At 69.5% G+C, this 13,655-nt stretch carries 12 protein-coding genes and 2 tRNA genes; all 14 read left to right on the top strand.

Features of this window, described 5'->3' with window-relative positions:
- Window positions 1–43 precede the first annotated feature (43 nt).
- The 14 genes from H6900_14875 to ftsA all read left to right on the top strand — a co-directional run bounded on the left by H6900_14875 (window position 44) and on the right by ftsA (window position 13,466).
- A complete protein-coding gene (locus tag H6900_14875; GenBank protein ID MCC0074564.1) occupies window positions 44–742 on the top strand; it encodes a phosphatidylserine decarboxylase in 699 nt (232 codons plus the stop codon).
- 44 nt (window positions 743–786) lie between these two features.
- Window positions 787–1,530 (top strand): CDP-diacylglycerol--serine O-phosphatidyltransferase, encoded by a 744-nt coding sequence (pssA, locus tag H6900_14870; protein MCC0074563.1) that lies wholly within the window; start codon window positions 787–789, stop codon window positions 1,528–1,530.
- A 47-nt stretch (window positions 1,531–1,577) separates the two neighbouring features.
- A tRNA-Asp gene (locus H6900_14865) sits at window positions 1,578–1,654 on the top strand.
- Between the two features lie 87 nt (window positions 1,655–1,741).
- Entirely contained in the window at window positions 1,742–2,485 is a 744-nt protein-coding gene (locus H6900_14860) for a gamma-glutamylcyclotransferase (protein MCC0074562.1), read from the top strand.
- 91 nt (window positions 2,486–2,576) lie between these two features.
- Window positions 2,577–2,653, top strand: a tRNA-Asp gene (locus tag H6900_14855).
- A 70-nt stretch (window positions 2,654–2,723) separates the two neighbouring features.
- Window positions 2,724–4,112, top strand: a complete 1,389-nt coding sequence (locus H6900_14850) for a UDP-N-acetylmuramoyl-L-alanine--D-glutamate ligase (protein ID MCC0074561.1) — start codon at window positions 2,724–2,726, stop codon at window positions 4,110–4,112.
- Window positions 4,113–4,209: 97 nt separating this feature from the next.
- Window positions 4,210–5,115 (top strand): EamA family transporter RarD, encoded by a 906-nt coding sequence (rarD, locus tag H6900_14845; protein MCC0074560.1) that lies wholly within the window; start codon window positions 4,210–4,212, stop codon window positions 5,113–5,115.
- 96 nt (window positions 5,116–5,211) lie between these two features.
- Complete coding sequence (locus H6900_14840) at window positions 5,212–6,378, top strand: cell division protein FtsW (GenBank protein ID MCC0074559.1); 1,167 nt, start codon at window positions 5,212–5,214, stop codon at window positions 6,376–6,378.
- A complete protein-coding gene (locus H6900_14835) occupies window positions 6,378–7,490 on the top strand; it encodes a UDP-N-acetylglucosamine--N-acetylmuramyl-(pentapeptide) pyrophosphoryl-undecaprenol N-acetylglucosamine transferase (GenBank protein MCC0074558.1) in 1,113 nt (370 codons plus the stop codon). The genes H6900_14840 and H6900_14835 overlap by 1 nt, the downstream gene beginning before the upstream one ends.
- A gap of 7 nt (window positions 7,491–7,497) precedes the next feature.
- Window positions 7,498–8,901, top strand: a complete 1,404-nt coding sequence (locus H6900_14830; protein MCC0074557.1) for a UDP-N-acetylmuramate--L-alanine ligase — start codon at window positions 7,498–7,500, stop codon at window positions 8,899–8,901.
- Between the two features lie 103 nt (window positions 8,902–9,004).
- Window positions 9,005–9,943, top strand: coding sequence for a UDP-N-acetylmuramate dehydrogenase (murB, locus tag H6900_14825; protein ID MCC0074556.1), 939 nt, complete (start codon window positions 9,005–9,007; stop codon window positions 9,941–9,943).
- 84 nt (window positions 9,944–10,027) lie between these two features.
- Window positions 10,028–10,942: a D-alanine--D-alanine ligase gene (locus H6900_14820; protein MCC0074555.1), complete on the top strand. Its 915-nt coding sequence runs from the start codon at window positions 10,028–10,030 to the stop codon at window positions 10,940–10,942.
- 278 nt (window positions 10,943–11,220) lie between these two features.
- Window positions 11,221–12,132: a cell division protein FtsQ gene (locus H6900_14815; GenBank protein ID MCC0074554.1), complete on the top strand. Its 912-nt coding sequence runs from the start codon at window positions 11,221–11,223 to the stop codon at window positions 12,130–12,132.
- Window positions 12,132–13,466 (top strand): cell division protein FtsA, encoded by a 1,335-nt coding sequence (ftsA, locus tag H6900_14810; GenBank protein MCC0074553.1) that lies wholly within the window; start codon window positions 12,132–12,134, stop codon window positions 13,464–13,466. The genes H6900_14815 and ftsA overlap by 1 nt, the downstream gene beginning before the upstream one ends.
- Window positions 13,467–13,655 lie beyond the last annotated feature (189 nt).

Genomic DNA, 13,655 nt, shown 5'->3' with positions numbered 1-13,655 from the left:
GGTTCTGGTCTATAGGCTCGCTATGACCAGAACAGGATGACCGATGTCCGACTCGATGCTTTCGACCGTGATCAAGCCCGTCCACCGCGAGGGCTATCCCTTCATCGGCATTTTCGCTGCCGTGACGCTGGTGTTGTTCCTCATCTGGCAGCCGCTGGGCTGGGTGGGGGTGGTGCTGACGGTCTGGTGCTATTACTTCTTTCGCGATCCCGACCGCTACACCCCCCAGCGCGAGGGGCTGATCGTGAGCCCGGCGGATGGCGTCATCTCGCTGATCGAGCCCGCCGTTCCGCCCGCCGAACTGGGCCTGGGCCCCGAGGCCCTGACCCGCGTCAGCGTGTTCATGAACGTCTTCAATTGCCATGTGAACCGGCTGCCCATCTCGGGCGAGATCACGGCCGTCAGCTACCGGCCGGGCAAGTTCCTGAACGCCTCGCTCGACAAGGCAAGCGTTGACAACGAGCGCAACTCGCTGGCCGTGCGGATGGCCGACGGGCGGCAGATCGCGGTGGTGCAGATCGCCGGCCTGGTGGCGCGGCGCATCGTCTGCGAGGTCAAGCCGGGTGCGGTGCTGGAGACCGGCGAACGGTTCGGCATGATCCGCTTCGGTTCGCGGCTCGATGTCTATCTGCCGCCCGGCGTGGTGCCGATGGTGGCGTTGGGGCAGACCATGGTCGCGGGGGAAACCGTTTTGGCGGATCTCGCCGCGGACGAGCCCGCCCGCACCGCCGAGGTGCGCTGATGGACCCCGAGGACGACCTGGACCCGCTGCCCGAGGCCGGGGACATGGACGGCCAGGCCGAATCGGGCGACCGTCGCAGCCTGCCGCTGGTGCAACTGATTCCCAACCTGGTGACGCTGCTGGGGCTGTGTGCGGGGCTCACCTCGATTCGCTATACGCTGGACGAGTATTACCAGACCGCCGCCGCGCTGGTCATCCTGGCGGCGATCATGGACGGTATGGACGGCCTGCTGGCGCGCAAGCTGAACGCCGCCAGCCATTTTGGCGCGGAACTCGATTCGCTCAGCGATTTCGTGTGTTTCGGCGTGGCGCCGGGGATTTTCGTCTACCATTTCGTGCTGCGCGACCTGCCGGGCATGGGCTGGCTGTTCGTGCTGGTCTTCGTGATCTGCGCCTGTCTGCGGCTGGCGCGGTTCAACGTGAACCGCAACGCGCCGCCTCCGCCCGGCCGGGTGCATTTCGTCGGGGTGCCCGCGCCTGCCGGGGCCATGCTGGGCCTGCTGCCGGTGTTTTTGGCGCTGGCCGGTTGGGTCGAGACGCGCAACTGGCCGGTGCTGGTGGCGCTCTACATGGGGGCGATCGGGCTGTTGATGATCTCGCGCCTGCCGACACCGTCGCCCAAGGCGTGGCGGGTGCCGCGCAACCGGGCGATCTGGGTGCTGCTGGGGGTGGCGGTTTTCGCCGGCGCGATGGCGACCAAGCCCTGGACGGTGCTGGCGCTGGTCGATCTGTCCTATCTGGCGGTGCTGGGATGGGGCGCCTGGGTCGAGCGACGGAAACTTGCGTGAAAGGCGCTTGACCTCGCCCCGGGGCGAGGCTATTGCCTGCCCTCAACGCGGTTGTAGCTCAGTTGGTTAGAGTACCGGCCTGTCACGCCGGGGGTCGCGGGTTCGAGCCCCGTCAACCGCGCCACTTGTCAGAAAGCCCCCGATACCGGGGGCTTTTTGCGTTCCAGCGCCCTGTCCGGGCACGCCCCCGTCACCGCAGGAGACCCCGCCCGTGACCCAGCCAGACCCGTTCCGCCACCAGCCCGCGTTGCGTGGAAAGATCCTGCCGGCCGCGCAATCGGTGTTTCGCGATCTGGACCTGGCGCAGATGGATGCGCGCATGGTGGCGGCGGGAATGCCCGCCGATTGGCGCACCCCCAGCGCCGAACGCGAGGCGGCGCGGCGCGCCTTTCTTGCCGGGCGCGATGCGGGCGATCTTTGGGTCTTTGCCTATGGTTCGTTGATGTGGGACCCGTCGGTCGAGTTTCACGAGGTGCGCAAGGCGCGCTGCGACGGCTTCAGCCGCAGCTTCTGCCTGTGGGACGAAGGGGCGCGGGGCAGCCCGCAATCCCCGGGCCTGATGCTGGCCCTCGACGCCGGCGGCTGGTGCGAGGGGTTGGCGTTCCGCATCCCCGCGGACCGGCGGGACCACGAAACCTTCGTGCTGTTCCGCCGCGAGATGATTGCCCCGGCCTATCGCCCCGCCTGGCTGGCGCTGGACACGGACCAGGGCCCGATCGAGGCGCTGGGCTTTGTCGCCGACCGCACGCAAGACAAGATCCGGCCCGGGATCGCGGTCGCGGATCAGGCGCGGATGATCGCCACGGCGCGGGGGATGCTGGGCACGAACGCGGAATACCTGGACGGGATCGACCGGCAATTGCGCGTGCTGGGGATCGAGGACGCCTATGTCGCCCGTCTGGTCGCGGCGGTCCGGGGTCACGCGGGGGGCGGCGAGTGCCAGGACGGGCGATAGCGGCCGACCCGGTGCGTGCGGCAAAGGCGGCGAATGGCGGCGATTTCCCGCTTGACGCCCTCCGGTGCTTCCCCTATCTGACCCCCCACGCGCGGTTGTAGCTCAGTTGGTTAGAGTACCGGCCTGTCACGCCGGGGGTCGCGGGTTCGAGCCCCGTCAACCGCGCCATCTCTCTCCCTCTTCCCCATCCGGACTGGCTGCGATACGCTGCGCAGGGCGTTGATTTTCGGGGGATTCCATGATCGCGGTCGAAGGGTATCGGGGCCTCAGGGTCGGTGTTCTGGGCCTGGGCCGCTCGGGTCTGGCGACCTGCGAGGCGCTGCGCGCGGGCGGGGCCGAGGTCTGCGCCTGGGACGACAGCCCCGAGGGACGCGCCAAGGCCGAGACCGCCGGCTTCATCCCGGTCGATCTGGCCCGGCAAGGCGCGATCGAGGGCCTTGCGGCGCTCATCACCTCGCCCGGCATTCCGCATCTCTATCCCGCGCCGCACCCCGTGATCGGCGCCGCGACGGCCGCCGGGGTTCCGGTGGACAACGATATCGGGCTGTTCTTTCAGGCGCTCGCCGGCAACGAGGAGGCGCCCAAGGTCGTCTGCGTCACCGGCTCGAACGGCAAATCCACCACCACCGCGTTGATTACCCATCTGCTGACCCAGGCCGGCCGCCCGGCGGTGATGGCGGGCAACATCGGAACGGGCGTGCTGTCGGTCGATCTGCCCGGCGAGGATGGCGTCGTGGTGCTGGAACTGAGCAGCTACCAGACCGACCTGGCCCGGCGACTCGCGCCCGATGTGGCGGTCTTCACCAACCTCAGCCCCGACCATCTGGACCGCCACGCGGGCATGGGCGGCTATTTCGCGGCCAAGCGGCGGCTGTTCACCGAGGGCGCGCCCGCGCGCGCCGTGATCGGTGTGGACGAACCCGAAGGCCGCTATCTGGCGATGCAACTGGGCGAGGGGGGCGACGATCTGCGCGTGATCCGCGTCTCCTCGGGGCAAAAGCTGTCCGGGACGGGCTGGTCGGTCTTTGCGCGCAAGGGCTTCCTGGCGGAATGGCGCGGCGGGCGGCAGGTGGCCTCGATCGACCTGCGACCCATGGCCGGGCTGCCCGGCGCGCACAATCACCAGAACGCCTGCGCCGCCTACGCGGCGGTGCGCGCGCTGGGTCTGGCGCCGCGCCAGATCGAATCCGGCCTGGCCAGTTTCCAGGGCTTGCCCCACCGCAGCCAGTTGATCGGCGAGCGGAACGGCGTCACGTTTGTCAACGATTCCAAGGCGACCAACGTCGATTCGGCGGCAAAGGCGTTGCAGGCCTTTGCCCGGCTGCGCTGGATCGCCGGCGGTCTGGGCAAAGACGGCGGCATCGCCGCGCTGGCCCCGCATCTTGGCGCGGTGCGCAAGGCCTATCTGATCGGCCATTCGGCGCGCGAATTCGCCCTGCAACTGGGCCAGACGCCCTATGAAATCTGCGAAACCATGGACCGCGCCGTGGCGCGCGCCGCCGCCGAGGCCGAGCCGGGCGAGGTCGTGCTGCTGGCGCCGGCGGCCGCGTCCTTTGACCAGTATCCCGATTTCGAGAAGCGCGGCGAACACTTTGCGGCCCTGGTGCGCGCACTGATCGACGCCTGAGCCGGCCTGGCCCCGCCACGCGGACAGCCCGAGGTGCTGCACTTGTGCAGGACCGTCGCGCAGGGTAAGCCGAGCCGTCAATCGAAAGGGACGGTCCATGGCGCGCGAGGCCGAAAGCGGACAGGCACACGAGGGTGACAGCCGCACGGGGTTCCTGCTGGCGCTGGCGGCCTATCTGATCTGGGGCGCGCTGCCCCTCTATCTGCATCTTCTGAACAGCGTTCCCTTGCTCGAGGTGTTGGCGCATCGCGTGTTCTGGTCGGTGCCGATCGCGCTGGCGGTGCTGGTTGCGCTGGGCCGCACGCAGGACCTGCGCCGCGCGATCACCGCGCCGCGGATGCTGGCGATGGCGGGTCTGACGGCGGCGCTGGTGTCGATCAACTGGGGCATCTACCTGTATGCGATCCAGTCGAACCGGGTGATGGACGCGGCGCTGGGCTATTACATCAACCCGCTGTTCTCGGTCTTTCTGGGCGCGGTGTTTCTGCGCGAACGGCTGACGGCGCCGCAATGGGCCTCGGTCGGGTTGGCGGGGCTGGCGGTCGCGGTGCTGACGTGGGAGGCCGGGACCCTGCCGCTGCTGTCGTTGGGGCTGACCATCAGCTGGGGTTTCTACGCGCTGTTCAAGCGCGCGCTGCCGATCGGCCCCAATCAGGGCTTCACGCTCGAGGTGCTGCTGCTGCTGCCCTTCGCCTCGGGCTATCTGGCCTGGCTCTGGTCGCAGGGGCAGTTGGCCTTTGGGCACGAGGGGACCGCAAGGACGGCGTTGCTGGTCGGCGCGGGCGTGGTCACGGCGGTGCCGCTGATGCTTTACGCAAACGGCGCGAAGCGGCTGCGGCTGACCACGATCGCGCTGATGCAATACATCGCGCCGACCTTTGTGTTCCTCTGCGCGGTGCTGGTTTTCGGCGAATCCTTCGACGGCGGCAAACGCATCGCCTTTCCGCTGATCTGGGCCGCGCTGGCGCTCTATTCCGTCGATCTGCTGCGCCGCCGCCGCTGAACGGCGCGCAAACTTCTGGCCTTGGGGGCGCATTCCCGCTATCGTGGGGGCGAGACCCGGAAAACGGGCCGGTCGAGGCAGAACGAGCATAAACCCATGACGGAAATGGTTCATGGCACCATCCCTGCACAACGCGGGGAGCCGGTGCTGTCGCGTTGGTGGCGGACGGTCGATCGCTGGACGATCTCCTCGGTCCTGCTGCTGGTCGGTGTGGGGCTATTGCTGGCGCTGGCGTCCTCGCCGCCGCTGGCCTCACGCAACCATATGCCGGCCTTCTATTATTTCGAACGCCACACCGCCTATGCGATGCTGTCGGTCACGGTGATGCTGTTCGTCTCCATGCGCTCGCCCGAGACGATCCGGCGCTGGGCGGTTCTGGGCTTTGGCGTCGGTTTCCTGACGCTGCTGGCGCTGCCGGTGATCGGCACCGATTTCGGCAAGGGCGCGACGCGCTGGCTGAGCCTGGGGTTCACCAGCGTCCAGCCCTCGGAATTCGTGAAGCCCTGCCTGGCGGTGACGGCGGGCTGGTTGATGGCGGCGGGGCAGGACCTGAATGGCCCGCCGGGCAAGCTGATCTCGCTGGGGATCACGCTGGCGACGGTCGCGCTGTTGGTCATCCAGCCGGATTTCGGCCAGTCGGTCCTGGTGCTGTTCGGCTGGGGGGCGATGTATTTCGTCGCCGGCGCGCCCTTCCTGCTGATCGTCGGCCTGGCCGGCACGGCGGTCGCGGGGGGGGTTGTCGCCTACAACGCGTCCGAACACTTTGCCCGGCGGATCGACGCCTTCCTGTCGCCCGAACTCGACGCCCGCTCGCAACTTGGCTACGCGACCTCGGCCATCCAGGAGGGCGGCCTGTTCGGCCTGGGCGTGGGCGAGGGGCAGGTGAAATGGCAACTGCCCGACGCCCACACCGATTTCGTCATCGCCGTCGCGGCCGAGGAATACGGCTTCATCCTGGTCGCCTTCATCCTGATGCTTTACGCGGTGATCTGCCTGCGCGCGCTGTCGCGGCTGTCGCGCGAACGCGACCCGTTCATCCGTCTGGCGGGCACCGGGCTGGTGGCGATGGTCTCGGCGCAGGCGATGATCAACATCGGCGTGGCGGCGCGGCTGCTGCCGGCCAAGGGCATGACGCTGCCCTTCATCAGCCAGGGCGGGTCCTCGCTGCTGGCGATGGGGTTGATGGTGGGCATGCTGCTGGCCTTGACGCGCTCGCGTCCACAGGGTGAAATCGGCGAACTCTTGCACTCACGGGGGCGGTAATGGCTTCGACGGCACGCAAACCTCCGTTGGCGGTGATCGCCGCCGGGGGCACGGGCGGGCACATGTTTCCGGCGCAGGCCCTGGCCGAGGAAATGCTGGCGCGCGGGTGGCGGGTGGTGCTGTCCACCGACGCGCGCGGTGCGCGCTATGCGGGCGGCTTTCCGCCGGCGGTCACGCGGCGGGTGGTCGGTTCGGCGACGTTCGCGCGCGGCGGCGTGCTGGCGAAACTGGCGGTGCCGTTCCGGATCCTGGGGGGCACCGTCAAGGCCGTGGTGCAGATGGCCATGGACCGCCCCGCCGTGGTGGCGGGGTTCGGCGGCTACCCGTCGATTCCGGCACTTGGCGCGGCCTGGGCGCTGCGCATCCCGCGTCTGATCCACGAACAGAACGGCGTCCTGGGTCGCGTGAACGAGGTCTTTGCGCGCCGCGTTTCGGCCGTGGCCTGCGGCACCTGGCCCACCACCTTGCCCGCCGGGGTCACCGGGGTGCATATCGGCAATCCGGTGCGCGCCGCGGTGCGCGAGCGCGCGGCCTCGCCCTATATCGCGCCGGGCGACTACCCGATGAGCGTGGTCATCATCGGCGGATCGCAGGGCGCGCGGGTGCTGTCCGACGTGGTGCCGGCGGCGCTTTGCGCCCTGCCGGACGGCGTGCGCCGGCATTTGCGCGTGGCCCAGCAGGCCCGCCCCGAGGACCTGTCGCGCGTGGCCGCGACCTATGAGGCCGCCGGCGTCCCGGCCGAGATCGCGCCCTTTTTCGATGACATCCCGCGCCGCTTTTCCGAGGCACAGCTGGTCATCGCGCGCGCGGGGGCCTCGACGGTGGCGGACCTGACGGTGATCGGCCGGCCGGCGGTTCTGGTGCCCTATGCGGCGGCCCTGCGCGACGAGCAGACCGCCAATGCCCGCGGTCTGGTCGAGGCCGAGGCGGCGGCGCTGATCCCCGAAAGCGCCTTCACCCCCGAGGCGTTGGCCGAAACCGTGGCCGCGATCCTGACCCATCCCGCGGCCGCGACGCGCATGGCGGTGGCCGCGACCGCCCAGGGCATTCCCGATGCCGCCGCGCGACTGGCCGATCTGGCCGAACGCCTGGCCGGCCCACCGACGCATTGAGGGGCTCATGACGCGCACACTGCTTCCGCCGGGCCTGGGCCCGATCCATTTCATCGGCATCGGCGGCATCGGCATGTCCGGCATCGCCGAAATGCTGCTGGACGAGGGGTTCACGGTCCAGGGTTCGGATGCCAGGGGTTCGGCGATCACCGAACGGCTGGCGCGGTTGGGCGCGACGGTGCATGTCGGGCACGCGGCCGCGCATGTCGCGGGGGCGGCGGTGGTCGTTGCCTCGACCGCGATCAAGGCCGCGAACCCCGAGATGGCCGAGGCGCGCCGCCTGGGCTTGCCCGTGGTGCGCCGGGTCGAGATGCTGGCCGAACTCATGCGGCTCAGGCGCACGATCTCGATCGCCGGCACCCATGGCAAGACGACGACGACGACGCTGATGGCGGCGATGCTGGAGGCCGGCGGATTCGATCCCGGCGTGGTCAATGGCGGGGTGATCCACGCCTATGGATCGAACGCCAAGGCCGGCACGGGGTCCTGGATGGTGGTCGAGGCCGACGAAAGCGACGGATCGTTCAACCTGATGCCGACGCAGGTCGCCGTGGTCACCAACATTGACCCCGAACACATGGACCATTGGGGCAGTTTCGAGGCGCTGAAGGACGGGTTTCGCCGCTTCGTGCAGGGCGTGCCGTTCTACGGGCTGGCGGTGCTGTGCAGCGATCACCCCGAGGTGGCGGCGCTGGCCGCCACGGTGCATGACCGTCCGGTGGTGACCTTTGGTTTCGGTGCCGGGGCGCAGATCCAGGCCGAGGGGCTGAGGTATGAAAAGGGCAAGGCATGTTTCGATGTCGCCGTGAATTGGCGCGGACAATGTCGAAAAATTGAAAGTCTGACCTTGCCGATGCCCGGCGAGCACAACGTTTCGAACGCGTTGTCGGCGGTGGCGGTGGGGCTGCATCTGGGCATGACGGACGACCAGGTTCGGGCCGCGCTGGCCGGGTTCCAGGGCGTCGGCCGGCGCTTTAGTCGGGTGGGCGAGGTGAACGGTGTCACGATCATCGACGACTACGGCCACCATCCGGTCGAGATCGCCGCGGTCCTCAAGGCCGCGCGCCAGGCGCTGGGCGGGCAAGGCAGGGTGATCGCGGTGCATCAGCCGCATCGCTACACGCGTCTGGCGGCGCTGTTCGATCAGTTTGCGGCCTGTTTCCAGGGCGCCGACGTGGTCGCCATCGCCGAGGTCTATGCGGCGGGCGAGGACTCGATCCAGGGCGCCGATCGCGACCACCTGGTGGCGGCGATCGCAGCGGGGGGGCACCCGTCGGCGCATGCGCTGCGGTGCGAGGAGGATCTGGCGGCCCTGGTCCGGGCCGAGGCCCGCCCGGGCGACATGGTGGTCTGTCTGGGTGCGGGGACGATTTCGGCCTGGGCGCAGGCCCTGCCGGCCCGGCTGGGGTGACGGGGCGGGCGGGGGCTGCCGCCCCCGCACCCCCGCTTCAAGGGGGGCGCGCCCCCCTTGAAAATCCCCGCCGGGGTGTTGGCGGCATGAGGAAAGGGACGCGATGGCGCGGGTTGAGGAGATAGCGGTGCGCGGCACGCTGACGGCGGACCGGCCCCTGGACGGGTTGACCTGGCTGCGCGTGGGCGGCCCCGCGGACTGGCTGTTCCAGCCTGCGGACGAGGCCGATCTCGTGGCGTTCCTGGCGGCGTTGGATCCCGGGGTGGACGTGTTCCCGATGGGCCTCGGATCGAACCTGATCGTGCGCGACGGGGGGCTTCGGGCGGTTGTGATCCGGCTGGGGCGGGGTTTTAACGGGATCGAGATCGCCGGCGAACGGGTCATCGCGGGGGCCGCCGCGCTGGACGCGCATGTCGCGCGCAAGGCGGCCGAGGCGGGGCGCGACCTGACCTTTCTGCGCACCATACCGGGCAGTATCGGCGGCGCCGTGCGGATGAACGCGGGCTGCTATGGGCAGTATGTCGCGGACCATCTGGAAACGGTGCGGGTCGTGACGCGGCACGGGGTGGTGCGCGACATGTCGGCCGCCGAACTGGCCTTGCGCTATCGTCAGTCCGATCTGCCCGAGGGTTGGGTCATCGTCGCCGCCACGTTTCGCGCGCCCGCGGGCGACCCCGCCGCGCTGGCCGCGCGGATGGAGGAGCAGCTTGCCAAGCGTGACGCGACGCAGCCCACGAAGGAGCGCAGCGCGGGTTCGACCTTTCGCAATCCGGCCGGGTTTTCCAGCACCGGGCGCGCAGACGACACGCACGAGTTGAAAGCCTGGGCGTTGATCGACGCCGCGGGAATGCGCGGCGCGCGGGTCGGCGGCGCGCAGATGTCGCCGATGCACGCGAATTTCATGGTCAACACCGGCGGCGCCTCGGCGGCGGACCTCGAATCGCTGGGCGAGGCGGTGCGAAATAGGGTGTTCCAAAACAGCGGGATTTCGCTAGAATGGGAGATCATGCGCGTCGGTGAATCCACCGCGTCGCAGGACTGAGCGGGCCAAAGACCCGTGTCCCGGGGCGACCGGGGTTCTAACAAGACAGGGGCACAAAGCCCCGATGAGGCAGAGTTGGTGGGCATGTCGAGCAGGGCAGCCCCCACAGTGGCGGTTTTGATGGGTGGCATCTCGGCCGAGCGCGAGGTGTCCCTGTCCTCGGGGCGCATGTGCGCCGCCGCGCTGCGGGAGGCCGGTTACACGGTGGTCGAGGTCGATGCGGGCCGCGATCTGGCGGAGCGTCTGGTGGCGCTGAAGCCGGACGTGGCCTTCAACGCGTTGCACGGCCGCTGGGGCGAGGATGGCTGCGTCCAGGGGCTGCTGGAGTGGCTGGGCATTCCCTATACCCATTCGGGCGTGCTGGCGTCGGCGCTGGCCATGGACAAGGAGCGCACCAAGCAGGTCTACCGCGACGCCGGCCTGCCGGTGGTTCCCAGCCTGCTGGCCGCCAAGGCCGAGGTGCGCGCGCGCCACGTCATGGCGCCGCCCTATGTGGTGAAACCCTACAACGAGGGTTCGTCGGTCGGTGTCTGGCTGGTCCAGGCCGAGAACAACGGCCCGCCCGCGCTGGACGACGCCATGCCCGATGTGGTGATGGTCGAAGCCTATGCGCCCGGCCGCGAGATGACCGCCAGCGTGCTGGGCGACCGGGCGCTGACCGTGACCGACATCCTGACCGACGGCTGGTACGATTACGACGCCAAATACAAGGCAGGCGGATCGCGGCATGTGATCCCGGCCGAGATCCCCGACGCGATCCGCGATGCCTGTCTCGACCATGCGCTCAGGGCGCACCGGGCGCTGGGGTGCCGCGGCCTCAGCCGCACCGATTTCCGGTGGGACGAGACGCGCGGCCTGGACGGGCTGGTGCTGCTGGAAACCAACACGCAGCCGGGCATGACGCCCACCTCGCTCAGCCCGGAACAGGCGGCGCATTGCGGGATTTCCTTTCCCGCGCTGTGCCGCTGGCTGGTGGAGGATGCCTCGTGTCAACGCTGACCCGGGACACCGCGACGCGCCGGGCGCCGACGCCGTCGCAGGGGCGGTCGCAATGGAACTGGCCCGACCCGGTCGAGGGGATGCCCCCCACCGTCAGCGCCGGCACGCCACCCGATGCCGAACTGCCGATCGCCGCGCGCTGGCCGGTCGAGATGCCGGCCCGCGCCTGGCCGCCGCTGCCGGAACCCGAGGTCGAACAGCAGCCTGCCGCCGCCGCATCCCCGCGGCCCACCCCGGTCGAGCCGCAGTTGCCGCCCGCCGTGGCCACGGTCGCGGCCATGGACTGGGCCGAGATCCCCGCGCAGCCGGTTTCCCCCGCGCGCACCCCGAACCGCGCGCGCGATCCGTCGCCCAGCCGCCTGGCCTATCGGATGAACCGGCTGTGGCTGACGCCCACGGTGCGCCATTTCGTGCGCGTGGGCCTGCCGCTGTTGCTGATGGCCGGGCTGGCCGGTGGCTGGCTTGCGCGCGAGGACAATCGCGCGGCGCTGGGCGGCGTTGTGGATCAGGCGCAGGACTGGATCAAGCAGCAGCCGATGTTCCAGGTGACCGCGATCGACGTGCAATCGCGCTCGCCCGAGGTGGCCGAAGGCGTGGCGCGCATCCTTGGCGTGACCTTCCCGGTCTCGACCTGGGACCTGGACCTTGCCCATTTGCGCCAGACCGCCGAGGCCCTGGACGCGGTCGAACGCGCCTGGTTGCAGGTCCGCTCGGGCGGGGTGCTTGAGGTGCGCATCGAGGAACGCGTGCCGGTGATGATCTGGCGCAACGGGGTCGGGCTGGACCTGGTCGATGCGACCGGCCACCGCGTCGCCCGGCTTGCCACCCGCGCCGCGCGCCCCGACCTGCCGTTGATCGCCGGCGAGGGCGCCCCCGACGAGATCGCCGAGGCCCGCCTGCTGTGGGCCGCCGCAGGCCCGCTGCACCCGCGGCTGCGCGGGTTGGTTCGGGTCGGCCAGCGCCGCTGGGACATGGTCCTGGACCGCGGCCAACGCATTCTGCTGCCGGCCGAGGGCGCGTTGGGCGCGCTCGAACGGGTCGTGGCGCTGGACAGCGCGCAGCAGCTTCTGTCGCGCGACGTGGTGGCGGTGGACATGCGCAATCCCGCGCGTCCGACCCTGCGCCTGACCGCCGACGCCATGTCCGAGCTGACCCGCAACCGAACCATGCAAACCGGAGCCGTGAACTGATGACCGATCTTTACCAGTCGCAAAGGGCCATGCGGAACCTGCGCCGGCAGGCGATGCAGCGCGGTGTCATCGCGGTGATGGACATCGGCACCTTCAAGGTGGCCTGCCTGATCCTGAAATTCGGCGTCTCGGATGGCCCGCGCGAGGGGTCGGGCGTGGGCTCGATGGCGGGGCAGGCGGCGTTTCGGGTGATCGGTGCCGGCACGACGTGTTCGCGCGGCGTCCGCTTTGGCGAGATCGCCGCCATGCGCGAGACCGAGCGCGCCGTGCGCACCGCGTTGCAGAACGCGCAGAAGATGGCGCAGACGCGCGTCGATCATGCGATCTTGACCTTTTCGGGCGGCGAAGTGCGCAGCTACGGGCTGGAAGGCACGGTCGAGATCGAATCCGACCGCGTGAACGAGCATGACATTGCCCGCGTGCTGGACAGTTGCGACGCGCCCGACATCGGCCCCGGGCGCGAGGTGCTGCACGCCCAGCCGGTCAATTTCCTGCTCGACCACCGCTCGGGTCTGGCCGATCCGCGCGGGCAGGCCGGGCAGCGGCTGGGGTGCGACATGCACCTGCTCAGCGTCGATACCGATGTCGTGCAGAACCTGGTGCATTGCCTGAAACGCTGCGATGTCGAGGTGGCGGGCCTGGCCGCCGCCCCCTATGTCGCCGGTCGCGCCGCCTTGGTCGAGGACGAGCAGGAGCTGGGCGCCGCCGCGATCGACATGGGCGGCGGCACAACCACGCTGTCGATCTTCATCAAGCGCCACATGATCTATGCCGACACCCTCAGGCTGGGCGGCGACCACGTCACCGGGGACATCGCCAAGCTGCTCAAGATCCCCTATTCGACCGCCGAACGGCTGAAGACCTTCTATGGCGGGGTGCAGGCCACGGGGCAGGACGACCGCCAGCAGATCGAGATCGGCGGCGAAAGCGGCGACTGGGACAAGGATCGCCGCACGGTCACGCGCTCGGAATTGATCGGCATCATGCGCCCGCGCGTCGAGGAGATCCTCGAAGAGGTGCGCGCGCGGCTCGACGTGGCCGGGTTCGACCATCTGCCCAGCCAGCAGATCGTGTTGACCGGCGGCTCCAGCCAGATCCCCGGTCTGGACGGGTTGGCGGCGCGCATCCTGGGCCAGCAGGTGCGCCTGGGCCGCCCGATCCGCGTGCCGGGCCTTCCGCAGGCCGCCACCGGGCCCGATTACGCCGCGATCGTCGGCCTGTGCCAATACGCCGCCCACCCGCAGGATGAATGGTGGGATTTCGATATTCCCGCCCAACGCTTTGCGGCAAAGCCGCTGAAACGCGCGATGAAGTGGTTCCGCGACAACTGGTAAGCGCGCGGTCGCGCGGCATCGCAACCTGTCGGGTCAAGGGGCCAGATCCGGCGAAGGGACGGAAAAGAGGGCGATATATCGCCAAAACTCGGCCTCGGTGATTCGTTTTTTTGATGACGGCGACTCGAGGCCGGGTTAAGATCGTCGTCAAATCTGGCAAATCACCCAAGACCGGATGACGACCCGAGC

The organism is Rhodobacter sp., from assembly GCA_020637515.1.
GTDB lineage: Bacteria > Pseudomonadota > Alphaproteobacteria > Rhodobacterales > Rhodobacteraceae > Pararhodobacter.
Note: the sequence above shows the minus strand (reverse complement) of the source record. Positions and strands in the feature narration are given on the sequence as shown.